This window comes from Streptomyces sp. NBC_01142 (genome assembly GCF_026341125.1).
Classification (GTDB): Bacteria; Actinomycetota; Actinomycetes; order Streptomycetales; family Streptomycetaceae; genus Streptomyces.
On the sequence record NZ_JAPEOR010000003.1, the window covers coordinates 450,943 to 466,660 of the forward strand.

The 15,718-nt window shown below is 72.0% G+C and carries 15 protein-coding genes; 13 read left to right on the forward strand and 2 right to left on the reverse strand.

What is annotated here, in order from left to right:
* Positions 1 to 516: 516 nt before the first annotated feature.
* The gene (locus OG883_RS36140) at positions 517 to 1,218 is read left to right on the forward strand and encodes an IclR family transcriptional regulator (protein ID WP_266553134.1); all 702 of its coding nucleotides are present in this window, start codon (positions 517 to 519) and stop codon (positions 1,216 to 1,218) included.
* Positions 1,219 to 1,320: 102 nt separating this feature from the next.
* Here the strand turns inward: OG883_RS36140 and OG883_RS36145 are convergent, their stop codons facing one another.
* Together OG883_RS36145 and OG883_RS36150 are read right to left on the reverse strand one after the other, a co-directional pair.
* Positions 1,321 to 2,238, reverse strand: a complete 918-nt coding sequence (locus OG883_RS36145) for a class I SAM-dependent methyltransferase (RefSeq protein WP_266550760.1) — start codon at positions 2,236 to 2,238, stop codon at positions 1,321 to 1,323.
* A gap of 153 nt (positions 2,239 to 2,391) precedes the next feature.
* Positions 2,392 to 3,663: an aspartate aminotransferase family protein gene (locus OG883_RS36150; RefSeq protein WP_266550762.1), complete on the reverse strand. Its 1,272-nt coding sequence runs from the start codon at positions 3,661 to 3,663 to the stop codon at positions 2,392 to 2,394.
* A gap of 408 nt (positions 3,664 to 4,071) precedes the next feature.
* Here OG883_RS36150 and OG883_RS36155 point away from each other — a divergent pair, with 408 nt between their 5' ends.
* The 12 genes from OG883_RS36155 to OG883_RS36210 all read left to right on the forward strand — a co-directional run bounded on the left by OG883_RS36155 (position 4,072) and on the right by OG883_RS36210 (position 15,714).
* Positions 4,072 to 5,115 carry a hypothetical protein gene (locus OG883_RS36155; RefSeq protein WP_266550763.1) on the forward strand — a complete coding sequence of 348 codons (1,044 nt, stop codon included), beginning with the start codon at positions 4,072 to 4,074 and terminating at the stop codon, positions 5,113 to 5,115.
* Positions 5,112 to 5,687: a hypothetical protein gene (locus OG883_RS36160; RefSeq protein ID WP_266550764.1), complete on the forward strand. Its 576-nt coding sequence runs from the start codon at positions 5,112 to 5,114 to the stop codon at positions 5,685 to 5,687. Before OG883_RS36155 ends, OG883_RS36160 begins: the two co-directional genes overlap by 4 nt.
* Complete coding sequence (locus tag OG883_RS36165) at positions 5,677 to 6,816, forward strand: ABC transporter ATP-binding protein (protein WP_266550765.1); 1,140 nt, start codon at positions 5,677 to 5,679, stop codon at positions 6,814 to 6,816. Before OG883_RS36160 ends, OG883_RS36165 begins: the two co-directional genes overlap by 11 nt.
* Positions 6,809 to 7,591, forward strand: coding sequence for an ABC transporter permease (locus OG883_RS36170; RefSeq protein ID WP_266550767.1), 783 nt, complete (start codon positions 6,809 to 6,811; stop codon positions 7,589 to 7,591). Before OG883_RS36165 ends, OG883_RS36170 begins: the two co-directional genes overlap by 8 nt.
* A 120-nt stretch (positions 7,592 to 7,711) precedes the next feature.
* Positions 7,712 to 8,365 (forward strand): HAD family hydrolase, encoded by a 654-nt coding sequence (locus OG883_RS36175; protein ID WP_266550769.1) that lies wholly within the window; start codon positions 7,712 to 7,714, stop codon positions 8,363 to 8,365.
* Between the two features lie 368 nt (positions 8,366 to 8,733).
* Complete coding sequence (locus OG883_RS36180; protein WP_266550771.1) at positions 8,734 to 9,903, forward strand: acyl-CoA dehydrogenase family protein; 1,170 nt, start codon at positions 8,734 to 8,736, stop codon at positions 9,901 to 9,903.
* A gap of 43 nt (positions 9,904 to 9,946) precedes the next feature.
* A complete protein-coding gene (locus OG883_RS36185) occupies positions 9,947 to 10,393 on the forward strand; it encodes a type II toxin-antitoxin system RatA family toxin (protein ID WP_266550773.1) in 447 nt (148 codons plus the stop codon).
* Positions 10,390 to 11,406, forward strand: coding sequence for an NAD(P)-dependent oxidoreductase (locus OG883_RS36190; RefSeq protein WP_266550775.1), 1,017 nt, complete (start codon positions 10,390 to 10,392; stop codon positions 11,404 to 11,406). The genes OG883_RS36185 and OG883_RS36190 overlap by 4 nt, the downstream gene beginning before the upstream one ends.
* Positions 11,407 to 11,634: 228 nt before the next feature.
* Positions 11,635 to 12,702 carry an inositol-3-phosphate synthase gene (locus OG883_RS36195; protein ID WP_266550776.1) on the forward strand — a complete coding sequence of 356 codons (1,068 nt, stop codon included), beginning with the start codon at positions 11,635 to 11,637 and terminating at the stop codon, positions 12,700 to 12,702.
* Positions 12,703 to 12,734: 32 nt separating this feature from the next.
* Positions 12,735 to 13,925, forward strand: a complete 1,191-nt coding sequence (locus tag OG883_RS36200; protein WP_266550778.1) for a methionine adenosyltransferase — start codon at positions 12,735 to 12,737, stop codon at positions 13,923 to 13,925.
* Complete coding sequence (locus tag OG883_RS36205; protein ID WP_266550780.1) at positions 13,922 to 14,929, forward strand: hypothetical protein; 1,008 nt, start codon at positions 13,922 to 13,924, stop codon at positions 14,927 to 14,929. The genes OG883_RS36200 and OG883_RS36205 overlap by 4 nt, the downstream gene beginning before the upstream one ends.
* On the forward strand, positions 14,926 to 15,714 hold the full coding sequence (locus OG883_RS36210; protein ID WP_266550782.1) for an SDR family NAD(P)-dependent oxidoreductase: 789 nt from the start codon (positions 14,926 to 14,928) through the stop codon (positions 15,712 to 15,714). Before OG883_RS36205 ends, OG883_RS36210 begins: the two co-directional genes overlap by 4 nt.
* Positions 15,715 to 15,718 lie beyond the last annotated feature (4 nt).

Here is a 15,718-nt window from a genome sequence, read left to right on the forward strand (position 1 = left end):
CGGAAGATGACCGGTTTTCCATGGTTCGGCCGCCGCCGGCAGTCCCTTCCGCAAGGAGTGGGCACGCAGCCCCCGCATTATTCTGCGCCGACGGCGGTTCTCGCCGTCCTAAACCCTTCCCAATGATCGCGTGTGGAATGACTAGATTGCTGCGCAGAAACCCATTCGACCGCTGTCCGCGCTGCTATGGTTTTTTTCTGTACAGTTGTCGGCTGCCAGGTTCTGACGGCGCTGGTTTTCTGTCTGGTTGTCCGGCGCTGACCATGCTGGTGGTGAACGGGGGATTCGGCGACGATGAGCAAGCGTGCCTCCGAATGGCCGCGTACCGTTTTCCAGCGCCCTGCGCCATACCTGCTCCTGAGGCCGCAAAGGCTGACGTACGCCGTCTCAGCACGTCAACCAGGGCGATCCCCATACATGCAGACGTCTGCCTGAGGGTGACGTTACATGTTCTTCACCGCTCCCACAGAGCCCTCGGAGGAAGTTCCATTGTCCGTTCAGAAGCGCTCTCGCTCCATGCTCGCGCGCGGCCTGAGTATTCTGCGTTGTTTTCGGCCAGGTGAACCGGAACTCCCGCTCTCCGAAATAGCACGCAGAGCCGACATGCCCAAAGCAACTGCTCACCGGATCATCACGGAACTTGTCGAGAAAGGCATGCTGGAGCGGGGTGAGAAAGGGCTAAGACTCGGCGTGGCTCTCTTCGTGCTCGGTGCGCAAGTTCCCCGGCAGCTCGAGCTCCGCGATCTGGCCTTTCCGTACGCGGAACAGCTGCATCACCTCACGCGCGGAAGTGCTTTCGTTTTTATTTCCGACGCGTTCGGGCCCGACGCGGCGCTGGTGGACGCGGTACGCCGCGCCTACGGCGCGGGCACCGAGCTCGGCGCCGAGGAGGAGACCTGGGCCTCGGCCCAGGCCGCGACCAGGATCTTCCATGCGTTCGGCGCGAGCGCGGCCCTCCTCTCCCGGGGTGTGCGGGTGGCGGACGGGGAAGCGGCCCGGGTGCAGCATCAGGGGTTCGTGGCCGTCCGCAGCGCAACCGGCGCCGTCGGTATCGCGGCGCCCGTGCTGACGGCGTCGAGCACGGCTGTGGGAGCGTTGGCCGTCGCCGGTCCGCACGGCCGGCTACAGGTGGTCAGGGCCGCCTCGCATCTGCGGGCCGCGTGCGCCGCCGTTTCGCGTGCCCTCCAGCGGACCCCCGAACTGGTACAGGTCCAGTGATCCTCAGTGATCCGCCGCCCGGACGTCACGGCGCGGGCAGCCCCGCCTCGCGGGTACGCCGGGTCGCATGGGGGCGGCCGGCGCGGCGGACGCGGCGCCACGTCAGCCCCGCCGTGCCGTGAACAGAGCAGGCAGCAACCGCCCTGCCAGATACTCCTCGCGGGCCGCCATCAGGGTGTCCCGGATGAGGTCCGCCGATGGGGACCCGTAGATCCCGGCAACGCTGCCGCGGAAGATCCGTACCACCTTGAGCCGGTCGGCGAGCAGCGCTACGGCCCACTCCGTCAGGTCACGCCGTGCCACGTCGACGAAGCCGGCGTCGTCGAGCTGGCGCAGGCGGTCGGCGAGGGGAGTGGTGAAGAAGACCTCGCACGGATGGGTCGCGCGGAACGCGGTGGACGGCGCCAGGTCGCCGGGCGTCAGGCTCACCTCCTCACTGAGGACAAGCAGTCCGCCGGGGCGCAGCAGCCGCCCGGCCTCGCGCATGACCTCGCCGGGCTCGGGGAAATGCGGCATCGATCCCGTCACCACCACGACGTCGAGCGAGGCGTCGGGCAGGGGAACAGCGGTGGCGGAGGCGCAGATGTCCGTCATCCCCTCGCGTCCCTGCGCGCGGCTGATGCGGCGGCTGACCGCGCAGTGCTCGGCGACGAGATCGACGCCGTAGGCGCGCCGTACGACAACTGCGCCCGCGGTGAGCCGGTCCACCGTGTACCGCAGCGCGCCGCCGAAACCGCTGCCCAGCTCGCACAGGTCCACCGTGGTACCGCCGTGCGCACCGGCGCCCCCGGCGACGACGGCGTCGGCGACCAGGTCGCAGCCCTGTGGTCCGAAGTGGCCCATCTGGTCGAGGCCGAGCAGGCCGCCGGGCCCGTCCTCGCCGGTGAACTCGACGATGGAGCGCTCGGTGCGCTCCCAGTCGTGCAGCGCGGGGAACAGCTCCCGGTGGTAGCGGTACTGGACGCCGCGCTGACCATGCGGGGCACCGGGCCCGGGCCCGGCGCCCGGCTCCGCGGTCACCGCGGCCCCTCGGGCACGAGGGCGGCGAGAGTGGCTGGGGCGGCGAGAGCCGCGAAGGACTCGGTGTTCGGCACAGCGATGCTCCTCGGTGCGTACGGTCCTGCGATCGGCCCCGGGCCGGGGTACCGGCCCGGAGCGGGGCTCGGGCCCGGCTCAGGGCGTTGCCGGGGCCGGAGGGCGGAATTCGTCGGGCACCGCGGCGCAGACGGCGTCCAGAATGGCGAGCGCCTCCTCGGCGTCCTCGTCCGTGGCGACCAGCGGCGGGAGCAGCCGGAGCACCTCCGGCTGCCCCAGGCAGGGCGAGACCACGAGGCCATTGCGCCCGAGTTCCATCAAGACGTCTCCGGCCACGGCGGGAGTGGTGAACTCCACGCCCCACAGCAGTCCCCGGCCGCGTACGTCCGCGATCAGAGCGGGGTGGTGCCCAGCGATGCGTGCCAGTCCGGAGGCGACCAGCTCCGCCAGCCGCTCGCCGCGCGGTGCGAGTTCCTCGACCGCCGTGAGCGTCGCGACGCCGGCCGCCGCGCCCAGCGGATGTCCGGAGAAAGTCGTGGTGTGCACGAACGGGTCGGCGGTCAGCGGCGCGTACAGCTCCGGCGTGGCCACCACGGCGGACAGCGGCTGCACACCGCCGCCGAGGGCTTTGCCGAGCAGCACGGCGTCGGGCCGTACCCCGGCGTCGGTACTGACAAGCCGGGGCCCGCATCTGCGCAGTCCGGTCTGGATCTCATCGGCTATCAGGAAGGCGCCGTGCTCGTGCGCCGCGTCCGCGAGGGCCCGCAGGAACCCGGGCTGCAACGGCCGTACGCCGCCCTCGCCCTGGACGGGCTCGACGAGGACGGCGGCCACCTCGCCGTCCGCGAAAGCGCCGGGTATCGCGGACGTGTCCGCCGCCATGTGGGTCACACCGCCGAGCAGGGGTTCGAGCGAGCGGCGGTAGCGCGCGTTCCAGGTCGCCGCGAGGGCGCCGAGGGACTTGCCGTGGTAAGCGCCCTCGACGGCGACGACGCGGGTGCGGCCCGTGGCGAGGCGCGCCAGCTTGAGCGCCGCCTCGACGGCGTCGCAGCCGTTCAGCCCCAGCCACACCTTCGTCAGCCGCTCCGGGTCGGTCCAGGCCGCCAGCGCCGCCGCGAGATCGGCGGTCGTGCGGTTGCCCAGGACGCGGGTGGACACCGGCATCGTGTCCAGCTCACGGCGTACCGCGGCGACGACGGCGGGGTGGCGCTGTCCGAGCAGGGTCACCGCGTAGCTGCCGAAGTCGAGCGCGCTGCGGCCGTCGGACAGCCGCAGGCGGGCCCCCTCGCCGCTCATCTCGATCGCGCCGGAGCCGTTCATGCCGTAGACGAGGGCCAGTTGGGGCGAGAGGTGTCTGCGTGTCGCGTCGAGCGCAGCCCGGGCGGTCCCGTGCCTGGCGGTCGCGGTCATCGGGACCGTCCTCTCCTCGTCCGGCAGATCTGATCCCGCCCCGCACCCGGGCCGCGCGCCCGCACCACGTACGTACGGGCCGCGCGCTCCCTGCGGATCCGTGGCGAATGCCACGCACCCGGCGGGCCGTCAGGCGCGGCGGACTCGGCGGACGGAGGCGGGAGTCGAATCCGTTCGGTCAACTTGTAGCCCCCGGTCCACGCCGGTGAGAAGTCGCGTTCCGGCTGCCGGAACGTTCGTTGATCCGGACCCGCGGCGCTTGAGAGGCTGCGCCGGGTTGCGGGATTACCGGGCCCCGGAGACCACCGGGCCCCGGAGACCACCGGGCCCCGGAGACCACCGGGGACACGGCCCCGGGCAGAGCCCGCCGCACCGTCGCCGTCCGCATCCGAAAGGTGCACCGACCGCATGGAGACCACGTCAGCCGGCGCCGTCGCCTTCCCGGATTCCGGCACCCTGGAAAAGCGTCTCGACACGTTCTTGGAACAGCGCGGAATCAGCAGGGACGCGGTGCGCAAGGAAGCCGACCAGGGCGTGGGCACACCGGCGCTCGCGGTTGCGGCCGGATCGGTGCTCGCCGGTTTCGGCAACCACCGCAGCGATCTCGACCTGCTCGTCCTCGTGGAGAACGACAGGCTCACCCGCTTTCCCATCCAGTCCCACGAACACGGCACGCTGATCGACGTCAACATCCGGCGGGCGAGCGCCGTCCGGGACAGCACGGCCGAGCTGACCGCCGAGCCCTGGCCCCGGTTCGCCACGGTCACCGAGGACGCCTGGAACCACCGGCGCCGCGCCCTCAACACCGCGAACCGGCTGGCGCTCGGACTGCCGCTGATCGCCTCGCCGCCGTGGGACGCCTGGCACGCGCAGTTGCGCCGCCCGGGGCTGGTGGAGGTGGTGGAGCAGTGGTGGACGGTGGAGGCGCACCGGCTCGCGCAGGCCGCCCGCTGGCTGCTCGACGCCAGGCCCATGGCAGCGGCGGTCCGCGCCCGGGAGGCCGTGGTCGCCGCGCTCAACGCACGGGCCGCGGCGGCCGGGGAGCTGTACTTCGCGGCCAAGTGGGTGGGCGAGAAACTCAAGGTGCTCGGGGACGACGAGGGACTGGCCCTGCTCCGCGACACGCTGACGCCTCCGCTCGCGCCCCGCGAACGGGTCCCCTACTGCCTCGCCGCCATCGAGCGCCTGATCGGTGACGCCGCACCCCTGCACGCGGTACTGCGCTGGTCCACCGGCATCGGGACGACGGTGCTGGACGACCGCACGGTCGTGGACCGCTGGCAGTTGCGCGCCCTGGAGATCTCGCGACGGGACCTGCCGCCCGAGGGCAGCGACGCGGTCATCTGGTCGGGCCCGGCCGGAACCTCACCCCCGGACGACCTGCTGCCCCTCTTCGTGCACGACATGGTGTGGCTCGGTGTCGCACACCCCGACCCGGAGGTGCCCGCTTGACGCGCCCCAGCCCGCCCGCGACCACCGACGCGGCCCCCGGGAGGTCCCCGGCGCGGGCCGACGCCCCCCCGGCCGACCTGCGGCGGCTGCTCGCCTTCCGCGCCCACGGCGCGGCCCGTCTGCTGCTCGGCTGCCGGGCCCGCCTGGAGGACATCGAGGGTGCCGTCGCCGCGGGACAGACCGAGGTCGCCGTCCTCATGGCCTACGACCTGATGCAGTTCTCCCTGTCCGTACGCGGGCTGCGTACCGAGGGCGAACTGAGCTACGGCCGCGACGAGGTGGGCTTCGACCCCTTCGCCGGGGTCCCGGCAGAGGAGGTCGAGGCGGGGCTGATCCTTGCCGCGGAGGGCCGGGAGGCCGTGAGCGAGAGCGGCGAGGAGTGGCTGGACAGGCTCCGCGGTCATCTGCGGGACACCGAGGCACTTCTGGGTTACCGCGAGCCGCTGCCCGACGTGCGGTCCGGGAGCGGCCTGATGAAGGGCTTCAAGCTGGCCCGCACCTGGCAGCCGCTGCTGCAGCGCGTGGGCCTGCCCGACCTGCTGCCGGACGCCTGGACGCGCCGTGCCGACTGATCCGGGGCCCCAGCGCGCCGGTGGCGACCGGGTACCGGCACTGGCCCTGCGCGGAGTCAGCAAGAGGTACGGCGGTACGACTGCTCTGGAGGACGTTGCCCTCCACATCGCCGAGGGCGAGATCGTGGGCCTTCTCGGACACAACGGCGCGGGCAAGACGACTCTGATGTCCCTGGTGGCGGGACTCCTTCGGCCGGATGCGGGAGAGATCGAGGTACGGGGCTTCTCACCCGTCCGCGACCCGCGCCGGGCCCGCCGTGAACTCGGCCTGGCCCCCCAGGAACTGGGCGTCTACCCGCCGCTGACCGTGCGGCAGAACCTGCGGTTCTTCGCGGAGCTGGCCGGTCTGCGCGGCCGAAACGTCCGGCTGCGGACCGAGGAGGTCGCCGAACCACTCGGGCTGACCGACCTGCTCGACCGCCGGGTCTCCCGGCTCTCCGGAGGCGAACAGCGGCGCGTGCACACCGCGATGGCCCTGCTGCACCGGCCGAAGCTGCTCCTGCTCGACGAGCCCACCGCGGGCGTGGACGTGGAGACCCGGGCCCGGCTCATCGCGTTCGTCCGGGAGCTGGCCGCTGACGGTACGGCCGTCTGCTACTCCACGCACTACCTCGCCGAGGTCGAGGCGCTCGACGCGAGTGTGGCCATACTGGACCACGGCCGCATGATCGCGCGCGGCACGCTCCGGGAGCTGGTGCGAAGCCACGGGGACAGCGCCGTGGAGCTGACCTTCTCCAGCGATCCGCCGTCGCTGCGCCTGCCCTGGCCGGTGACCCACGAGGCCGGTGTGCTGCGCGTCCGCGTCGAGCAGCCGCACCTGGCGGCACCCGAAGTGCTCTCGGCCCTGGGCGAGTCGGCGCGGCGGCTGGTCAACCTGCGGGTGGTGCAGCCCAGTCTGGAGAGTGTCTTCCTGCGCCTGACCGGACGGGGGTACGCGGACGGACCGGACCCCGCCGGCACCCCGGCGGCGGCGACGGACGCCGCGGACCCGGGACGGGACGGGCGGGCCGTGGGAAAGGACGGGGACGGGCGGGCCACGGGAACGGAGGGGGACGGGCGGGCCGGAGAAATCGGCGACGGTCCGCTGCCGTCCGGAGAACAGACCATCGAGGCGGGACGCCATGGGTGACGGGTCACTGGGCCGGATCGCCGCGCTGGTCCGGCAGGACGGCAGACTCCTGGCGCGCGATCCCGCGCCGCTGATCGTCCGTACGGTCATGCCGCTCCTCATCATGAGCTTCATGCAGCCGCTGTTCCGCGCGGCGCTGCGGGCCGACGACGTGCACGGCGCCACCGGCGCCGAACAGGGCGTGCCCGGCATGGCGGTCATGTTCTTGTTCTTCCTCGTGACCATCGTGGGCTTCGCGATGTTCCGGGAGCACGGCTGGAACACCTGGGACCGACTGCGGGCCGGACCTGCGCGGCCGTTCGAGCTGGTGGTCGGCCGACTGGTGGTGCCGCTGGCGGTCGCGGTGGTCCAGCTCGCCGTGATCTTCGCCATGGGCGGGCTGCTGTTCGGGCTGCGGGTGACCGGTTCGTACCTGGCGCTGGTCGTGGTGGGCGTGCCGCTGGCGCTGTGCGTGGTCATGGTCGGCATGGCGCTGGTGGCGCTGTGCCGCACGATCTCCCAGCTCAGTGTCTTCGCCAACCTCCTCGCGCTGCTCTTCGCCGGGCTCGGCGGCGCGCTGACACCGCAGTCCGCGCTGCCGGACTGGGCCCGCCCGCTCGCTCCCGGGGTGCCCAGCTACTGGGCGATGCGCGGCTTCTCCACCGTCATCCTCGACGGCGGCGGTGTGGGCGCGGTCCTGCTCCCGGCCGGCGTGCTGTGCGCCTTCGCAGCGGGTCTCACCGTCGTGACCCTGGCCTTCTTCCGTACCGACCACCGCAAGCTCTCCTGGTCCTGAAGCGGCCGGGCTTCGCGCCGTGCGCCGGTGACCGTCCGGCCGACGCGCCCCTGCAGCCACCGGGCCGGCAGCCGCCGTGCGGCATCGACCGTGCGACATCAGAGTCAGAAAGGGACAGCCATGCCCGCCGCCGTGGTCTTCGACTGCTTCGACACGATCGTCATGTCCCGGCCACTGCCGGGCCCGGAGACGTACACCGCCTGCCTCGCCGATGTGCTGGCGCTGGACCAGCGGTGCGCTGGCCAGGTCGTGCACACGGTCTTCACCGCCGTGTTCGCGGCGATGTCGGACCGGTCCGCGCTCCAGCCGCCCACCATGGCCCTGCTGGACGCGGCCTTGGGGGAGCAGGGGCAGCCGCGGGAGAGAGCCGACATGGAGAAGGCGCTGTGGCACGCGCTCGGCTGCGCGGACCCCGGCCAGTACGCGCTGTGCGAGCCGACGGCGGACGCGATGCGCCGGAGCGCCGCCGCCGGCCACACCGTCCGGCTGATGTCCAATTGCTATCTGCCGGGCAACCTGATGCGAAGGCTGCTTCACCAGTTGAAAGTGCCCGAGGTGTACGACCGGGCGCTGTTCACCGCGGACGGCGGACCGAAGAAACCCGACCCCCGCGCGTTCCGGCTGATCGGGGAGGGCGACTTCGAACGGCGCGTGATGGTCGGCGACTCCGAGGAGACCGACATCGCGCCGGCCGCCGCGCTCGGCTGGGACACCGTGCATGTGGATCCCGGCGATCCCGATCTGACGGAACTCTTCACCTTGCTGGAACTGTGAGAACCGGCGATTCCTCCGGCCCGCTCGCACCCGGGGAGATCCGGTGTTCCGCACAAAGAAACACTCGCTGATTTCAGCCGCACGATCTGCCTAGGGTTCCCGGTACCGCCCGCTGATCCCGTGCGGGCACCCCATTCGGTTGTCTTCACCCTTGCGTCCTCACCGCTCCGCGCGCCGTGCGGAAGGAGTCGATACGTGCAGTCCCTCTCGCCGCCAACCGCCCTCCCCGAAGCCGTAGCAGCCGACGTGCGGGGGCGCCGCCCGCCTTCTCAGCCCCCCGGCCGCCCGGACGCGCGGCCCGGGAGACGGGCCGCCCGCATCCGGACGGCAGGCCGGGCCACACTGCACCGGACCCGGAAGGGAGCAGCATGACCAGGGCGGCCGAGGACGGAGCCGGGCACCCCGGCGACGGCGAGGCACCGCACCGGGCCCTGCTCAACGCCGGCTGGAGCACGGCTTGGAGGCCCGCCCCCGCCCGTGAGGGCGCCACCGGCGCCGAGCGCATCCGTGACCTCGCCGCCGGCGGTTACGCGGCACTGCCGATCCCGCAGGAGTTCGGCGGCGCGGGCGCGAGTCTGGTGGAAGTGGCTTCCGCACAGCGCGCGTTGGGCATGGCCGACCCCTCGGCCGCCGTCGCCCTGAACATGCACGCCTTCACGGTGGGGCTGATGGCCGACTACTGGAGACGGCACCGGGACACGAGCTGGATGCTGCTGGAAGGGATCGCCCGGTCCGGCGCCCTGGTCGCGTCCGCGTTCGCCGAGCCGGGCGGCAGCCCCAACTTCATGAGCAGCCGCTCCGAAGCCGTCCAGACCGCCAAGGGCTACCGGGTGACGGGCGTGAAGTACCCCTGCTCGCTCGCCACCACGGCCACTCTGGTGTGTCTGACGGCCCGCGTCACCGGGACCGACGAGACGATCCTCGCGCTGTGCCCCCGTTCGTCCCCGGGCCTCGCTGTCGAGGGGGAGTGGCCCTCGCTCGGCATGACGGACTCCGACACGGCCCGGCTGGTTCTGCGCGACGTGGAGTTGGACGACCGGCTCGTCTTCCACCGGGGCCCCGCCGACGTCATCGACGACAACGTCATCTCCGGCATGGCGTGGTTCGCCGTGCTGCTGAGCGCCACGTACCACGGCGTCCTCAGCGGGCTGCTGGACGTGGCATACCGCCAGGTGACCGGGGCGGGCACGTTCGGGCCGAGGACCGCCCTGCTCGGCCGCGCCACCCGGGAGCTTTTGACGCTCGGGGGCGCCTGCCGCCAGCTCGGCGCGGACGTCGAGTCGGGCGCGATCGGCGGGCAGGCGGCACTGGCCTCGGCGGTGGGACTGCGCGCCTCGCTCAGCGACACCCGCGACCGGGTGCTGACCGCCGTCACCCCGGTCATCGGCAGCCGCCTCTACGGCCGCGGACAGCAGGCCGCCAACCTCCTGGTCGACTCGCTCGCCGTCCACCACCATCCGCCGTCGCTGCTGACCTGCGACGAGGCAGTCGGCGCCTTCTGTACGGGGCGTGAGATCAGCTTCGACCCGGCCGGCTGAGCCGCCCGGCCCCACCCTGCGCGCGTGAAGGAGACACACAGCCATGCCCCATGTCGAGGTCAATCTGCCGATCAAGGCCCCCGCGGCCGACGCCTGGCATGCCGTCACCCGGCTGGAGGACTACGCCGCGTACATGGAAAACGTCGAGTCGGTGACCGTGCTCGGGGAGACGGACACCGGCACCCGTACCAGCGAGTGGTCGGTGCTCCTCAAGGGCTCCGTACTGGAGTGGGTGGAAGAGGACGAACTCGACGAGGACAAGCGCGTCATGTCGTTCACCCAGGTCTCCGGCGACCTCGATGAGTTCAACGGGTACTGGCGGGTCGAGGACGGCGGGGACGGGACCTCGGTGGTCACCTTCTCGGTCGACTTCGAGATCGGCATCCCGCTGCTGGCCGACATGCTCAACCCGGTCGCCACCAGGGCACTGCGCGAGAACTCCGAGCACATGCTCCGCGCCATCGAGCGGCGGATCACGGCGGTCTCGTGACAGCGCCGGCCCGCATCCTGGTGACCGGCGCCACCGGCGCCGTGGGCAGCGCCGTCCGGCGCGCGCTGCACGCGGCGGGCCACCGGGTGTACGGCGTGAGCCGCCGCGGCGGAGCGGGGCCGCGGGAGTACGCCTGGCGGGCCGGGCAGGAGGAACCGGCACCCGAGCTGCGCGGCCCGTGGAGCGCGGTGGTCCACTGTGCCGCCGACACCCGCTGGACCCTGCCCGCCGAGCAGGCCCAGGAGGCGAACGTCGCCCCGCTGCGCGCGGTGCTGTCCCTCATCGGTTCCGAGACCCATCTGGTTCACCTGTCCTCCTCCTACGTCACGGGCCTGGAGGGCGACATCACCTCGCACTCCCCGGACGCCTACCGCAACTCCTACGAGTGGTCCAAGGCCGCGGCCGAACGCCTGCTGCATGCCGAGCGGGACAGCGCCGACATCGTCCGCTTCCCCATCGTGATGGGGGCCAGGGCCGACGGCGCGCTGGACCGCTACAGCGGCTTCTTCTGGCTGCCCTCCTCGCTGTGCAGCGGCGCCGTCCCGGCCCTGGTGGTGGAGAAGGAGGCGCTGCTGGACATCGTCAGCACCGACGACGTGGCCGACCATGTGGCACGGCTGATCGCCGACGGCCCACCGGCGGGCCGCAGGCTGTCGGTCCTGGGGCGCGGTGACCGGGCCCAGCGGGTGGACGAGGCGTTCGACACCGTCCTGGACGCCCTCAACTCCTGGCGTGCCGAGCACGGTGTGCCTCTGCTGGACCGGCTTCCCTATGTCACGCCCCAGCAGTGGAACCGCTTCTACCTGCCGTTCGCCGAGGAGTACCTGGACCGGGCGCAGCTGCTGAGGGTCACCGCGTTCCGCGCGTACCAGGGCTATCTGTCGATCACGGAACCGTTCGAAGTCACCGGCCGGGTGGCGGACACGGCACAGGTCCTGTTCCGCTCGATCCGGCGCTGGGCCGAGGCCCATGAGACCTCTGCCCGCCGGGTTCCCCGGCCGTGGAAGGCCTGACGTGCCGCGCATGCCGCGGGCGCCGCGCCGCGAGACGAGGCGATGGTGCGCGGCCCACCGCCCGGGGGTGCCTCCCTCCGGGACGGCGCGCGAGGGGCACCGGACGCCGTCGCCGCGGCGCCCCGGAAGCCGTCGGCCCACGTTCTTCCTCCCCCGTCCGGGACGCCGAAAGTGCGGGCGAGGCAGCCGAGTTGGAGTTGGTGTTCGCGTGGAAAGGAACAACCTGTCATGAATCCCATACGTGTTGCGCTCGCCGGCGCCGGGAACTGCGCATGGAGCTTCACCCAGTTCGTCGCCCTGGCCCAGGCGGACCCCGACACCCGGCTTCCGGGCCTGATGTGCCACACGGTGGGCGGCTACCGGCTCGCGGACGTGCGGGTCGTCGCGGCGTTCGACGTGGACGCGACGAAGGTCGGGCGCCCCCTGGCCGAAGCCTTCACCGCTCCCGCCATCTCCGCGACCGCCTTCATCGAGCTGGGCGACGACCGGAACGCCCCGGTCCTCGCGGCGCCGGTCCTCGACGGCCTCGCGGGGCCGCTCGGCTCCGTCGTGGAGCCCGCCGGCGCCGCTCGCGACGCCACCCAGGAGGACGTCGCCAAGGCCCTCGTCGAACACGATGTGGAAGTCCTGGTCATCGCGTTGCCCACGGGTGCCTCCCAGGCGATCCGCATGTTCGCGGACGCGGCCCTCGCCGCCGGGGTGGCCGTCGTGAACTGCACCCCCGAGGAGCTGGCCCGGGACGAGGACGTCCGCCGCAGGTTCGCGGACGCGGGCGTCGTCCTCCTCGGTGACGACCTGCGCAGCCATCTCGGTGCCACCTGCCTGCACACCGCCCTTATCGAACTGCTGCTCAGCCGAGGCCTGGAGCTGGCCAGCACCTACCAGCTCAACGTCGGCGGCAACACGGACTTCCTGAACCTGGCGGACGCCGGCCGCGCGGCCTCCAAGTTCACCTCGAAGGCCAACGCGCTGCGCGCGGCGGGCATGACCGACGTCGACGGTGTGGCCGGCCCCACCGGCTTCATCGGGCACCTCGGCGACAAAAAGGTGTGCTTCGCCAACGTCAGGGCGACGTCCGTGCTCGGTTCCGAGGTGCAGATCGACATCAAACTCACCGTGGAGGACAGCCCGAACGCCGCCGGTGTCATCGCCAACGCCGTACGCGCCGCGAAGACCGCCACCGACCGCGGCCTGTCCGGCAAGGTTGACGCCCCGTCCCCCCTGCTCTTCAAGAGTCCTCCGCGCGGTCTGCCCGAATCGGAGGCGAGGACCGCGTTCCTGGACTTCGCCTCCTGACACCCGCCGGTCATCGAGAAGAGAGACGGTCAATGCTGTCGATACAACGGGACTCCCGATCGGTCGAGGACCTGCCCTACGAGCTGGTCGAGCGCAAGGGAGTGGGACACCCGGACACCATGTGCGACGCCATGGCGGAGCGCATGTCCCGTTACTACTCCCTCCACTGCCTCAAGGAGTTCGGTGGCATCGCCCACCACTGGTTCGACAAGGTGACGCTGTACGGCGGTGGCGCGGACACCGACTACGGGCGGGGTGAACTCACCTCGCCGTACCGGGTGATGGTCTTCGGCAAGGCGGCCTTCCGGGTCGGCACCATCGAGATCCCGGTGCGGGACCTGATGTTCCGCGCCGCCGCCGATGTACTGGCCGAGGTCACCACCGGTTTCGACGCCGTCCGCCACCTGGTCGTCGAACTGGGCGTGGTGGACCACCAGGGTTCGGGCCGCGGTCTCTCGCGGTACCGGCCCGCGTCACCGCGGGACCTGGTCCCGCTGCGGTCCGGCGGACTGGTCTCCAACGACACCAACCTGCTGCACGGCTACGCCCCGCTGTCCCGCCTGGAGAACGTGGTGCTGGGGCTGGAGAACCTCATCAACGGTTCCGCCTTCAAGCAGCGGCACGCGGACACCGGCTGGGACGTCAAGGTATTCGGCAGCAGGCGGCAGGACGTGTTCAGCCTGGTCGTCAACATGCCCTTCCTCGCGGGCCGTATCGAGTCGATGGATCACTACCTGGCGCGCAAGGCAGTGATCCAGAAGGAGCTGGAGGAGTTCGTCGGCTCACTCGGCATCCGGGACTTCCGCATGCTGATGAACGCCACCGACCGCAACGGCCGCCCCTACCTCACCGCGCTCGGCTCCGTGGCGGACACCGGCGACGTGGGCGTCGTCGGCCGGGGAAACCGGGTCAACGGACTCATCACCCCCATGCGCCCGATGAGCATCGAGGCGCCCGCGGGCAAGAACCCGCTGGACCACACCGGAAAGATCTACAACGTCATGGCCATGCGGCTCGCCCGGCAGGTGCACGAGGAGTTCGGCGGACCGGCGCAGGTGCACATCTTCACTTCCAAGGAGGCGCCGCTGGAGCGCCCGGACGAGGTCGTCGTGACGACCGCCGACGCGGACGAGCCGGCCCTGAAGCCCCTGGTGGAGACCGCGGTCGCGGGCTCGGGCGACCTGACGGTCGAGCTGATCGAGACGGGCATCACCCTGTGGTGACCGGCGAGGAGGCCCGGGCCCTCGTCGCCGGGGCACAAGCCACGGGTCTGCGCTCCGGCACGGGCCCCCCGAAGACGCCGGCACCTCGGACCGGCAGTCACTTCGTGGTCCTGGTCAAGCCCGAGGTCATGACCGCCGTCCGCGCGACCGACGCGCTTGCAGAGACGGTACGGGTGCTCGGCCAGGGGGACGTGAGCGTCCTGCGCTGTGCCGTGATGCCGGCCGAGGACTTCGCCGGGCGCGGGTACCTGCTCCTGCACTATCCGCGCCTGCACCGGGTCGCCGCAGACGGGGCGGAGGCGCTGCACTCCGGTGCCCGCAGGGAACTCGGGTCACTCATGACCGCGTCGCGGACCGCCGACGCCCTCGGGGCGTACGAGGCGATGACGCGCGAGGCGGACCTGTCTCCGGCGGCCCTGGAGGAGCGTTGCCGGGGGGCGGGCATCCACAAGCTGGGCTCCGGCTCGTACGCCTCGGTGACCGAGCTGAACGGGCGCCCGGTCACGGTGCTGAACGGTTTTCTGCCGGCCCTGGCCGCGGGCTACACCGGCCCCGGGGCCCTGGTCGGCCTCCTTGAATGCCACAGCCACCGCGAGATCGACGAGCTGCGCGGCGAGCTTCTGGGGGCGCTCCACCCGGCCGACGCCGCCCCGGCGTCGCTGCGTGGCGCCCTGGGCACGCTGGCCCGGGAACACGGGATCGCCCTCTCCGAGGGCCGCAACGCCGTCCACCTGTCGGCGGGCCACCTGGAGGGGATGCTCCAGGTCTGGCGGTACTTCGCCGCCCTCGACGGACAGGGCATCGAGAGCACCGCGTTCGGCCGGTCACTGGCCGGACGCGGGGTGTCCCTGGCGGCGGTGGCGGCACTGGCCGCCGATCACAACCTCGCCGAGGACTCAGGAGAGACGGTGGCCCCGCACGGCGCCACCGAGAACCTTCGCCGCGACGCGGTCCTCGACCGCGTACGGCAATGGGCCGCCACCGGAAAGGGCTTGGGAACATGACCGGTCTCGCGCGCGGACTCGCCGAGCGCACCGCGGTGGTAACCGGCGGTGCCCAGGGAATCGGTGCCGCGGTCGCCGAACGGCTGTGCGCAGAGGGCTGCCGTGTCCTGATCTACGACAAGAGCGTCGAGCACGGGCGGGCCGCGGTGGACGCATGGCGGGAGCGGGGCCATGAGGTGCAGTTGGCCGTGGGCGACGTGACGGACGGTGCGGCGGTGGCGGCGGCCTTCACGGGCCTCCCGGCCGGCTGGCCGAGGCCGACGCTGCTGGTGAATCTCGCCGCGGGCTTCGTCTTCAAGGGCCTGGAGGCCACCCCGGAGGAATGGCACGCCGCGTTCGATCCCACCATCGTCGGTCTCTCCCTGGTCATCCGGGAGTTCGTCGCCGGGCTGCCGGAGCGCGACGCCGACGCCGCGATCGTGAACATGGCGTCCATCTCGGCGCACATCGCCCAGAGCGGCTACCTGACGTACAACACCAGCAAGGCCGCCGTGCTCGGCTTCACCCGGTGCACCGCCGAGGAGCTGGCCCCCCGGGGAATCCGGGTCAACTCGGTCAGCCCGGGAACCGTGTGGAACGCCAACAACGAGCGGTACCACCGCGAGGCGCTCGGGCTCGACCGGGCGGCGGCCGAGGCCGCTCCGGAACACGGCGGCAAGTTCCTGCTCAAACGGTTCGCGGACCCGGCCGAGGTCGCGGCGCCGATCGCCTTCCTGCTGTCGTCCGAGGCGAGTTTCATCACGGGCGCCGATCTGCCCGTGGACGGCGGGTACTTGGTGGTATGACGCC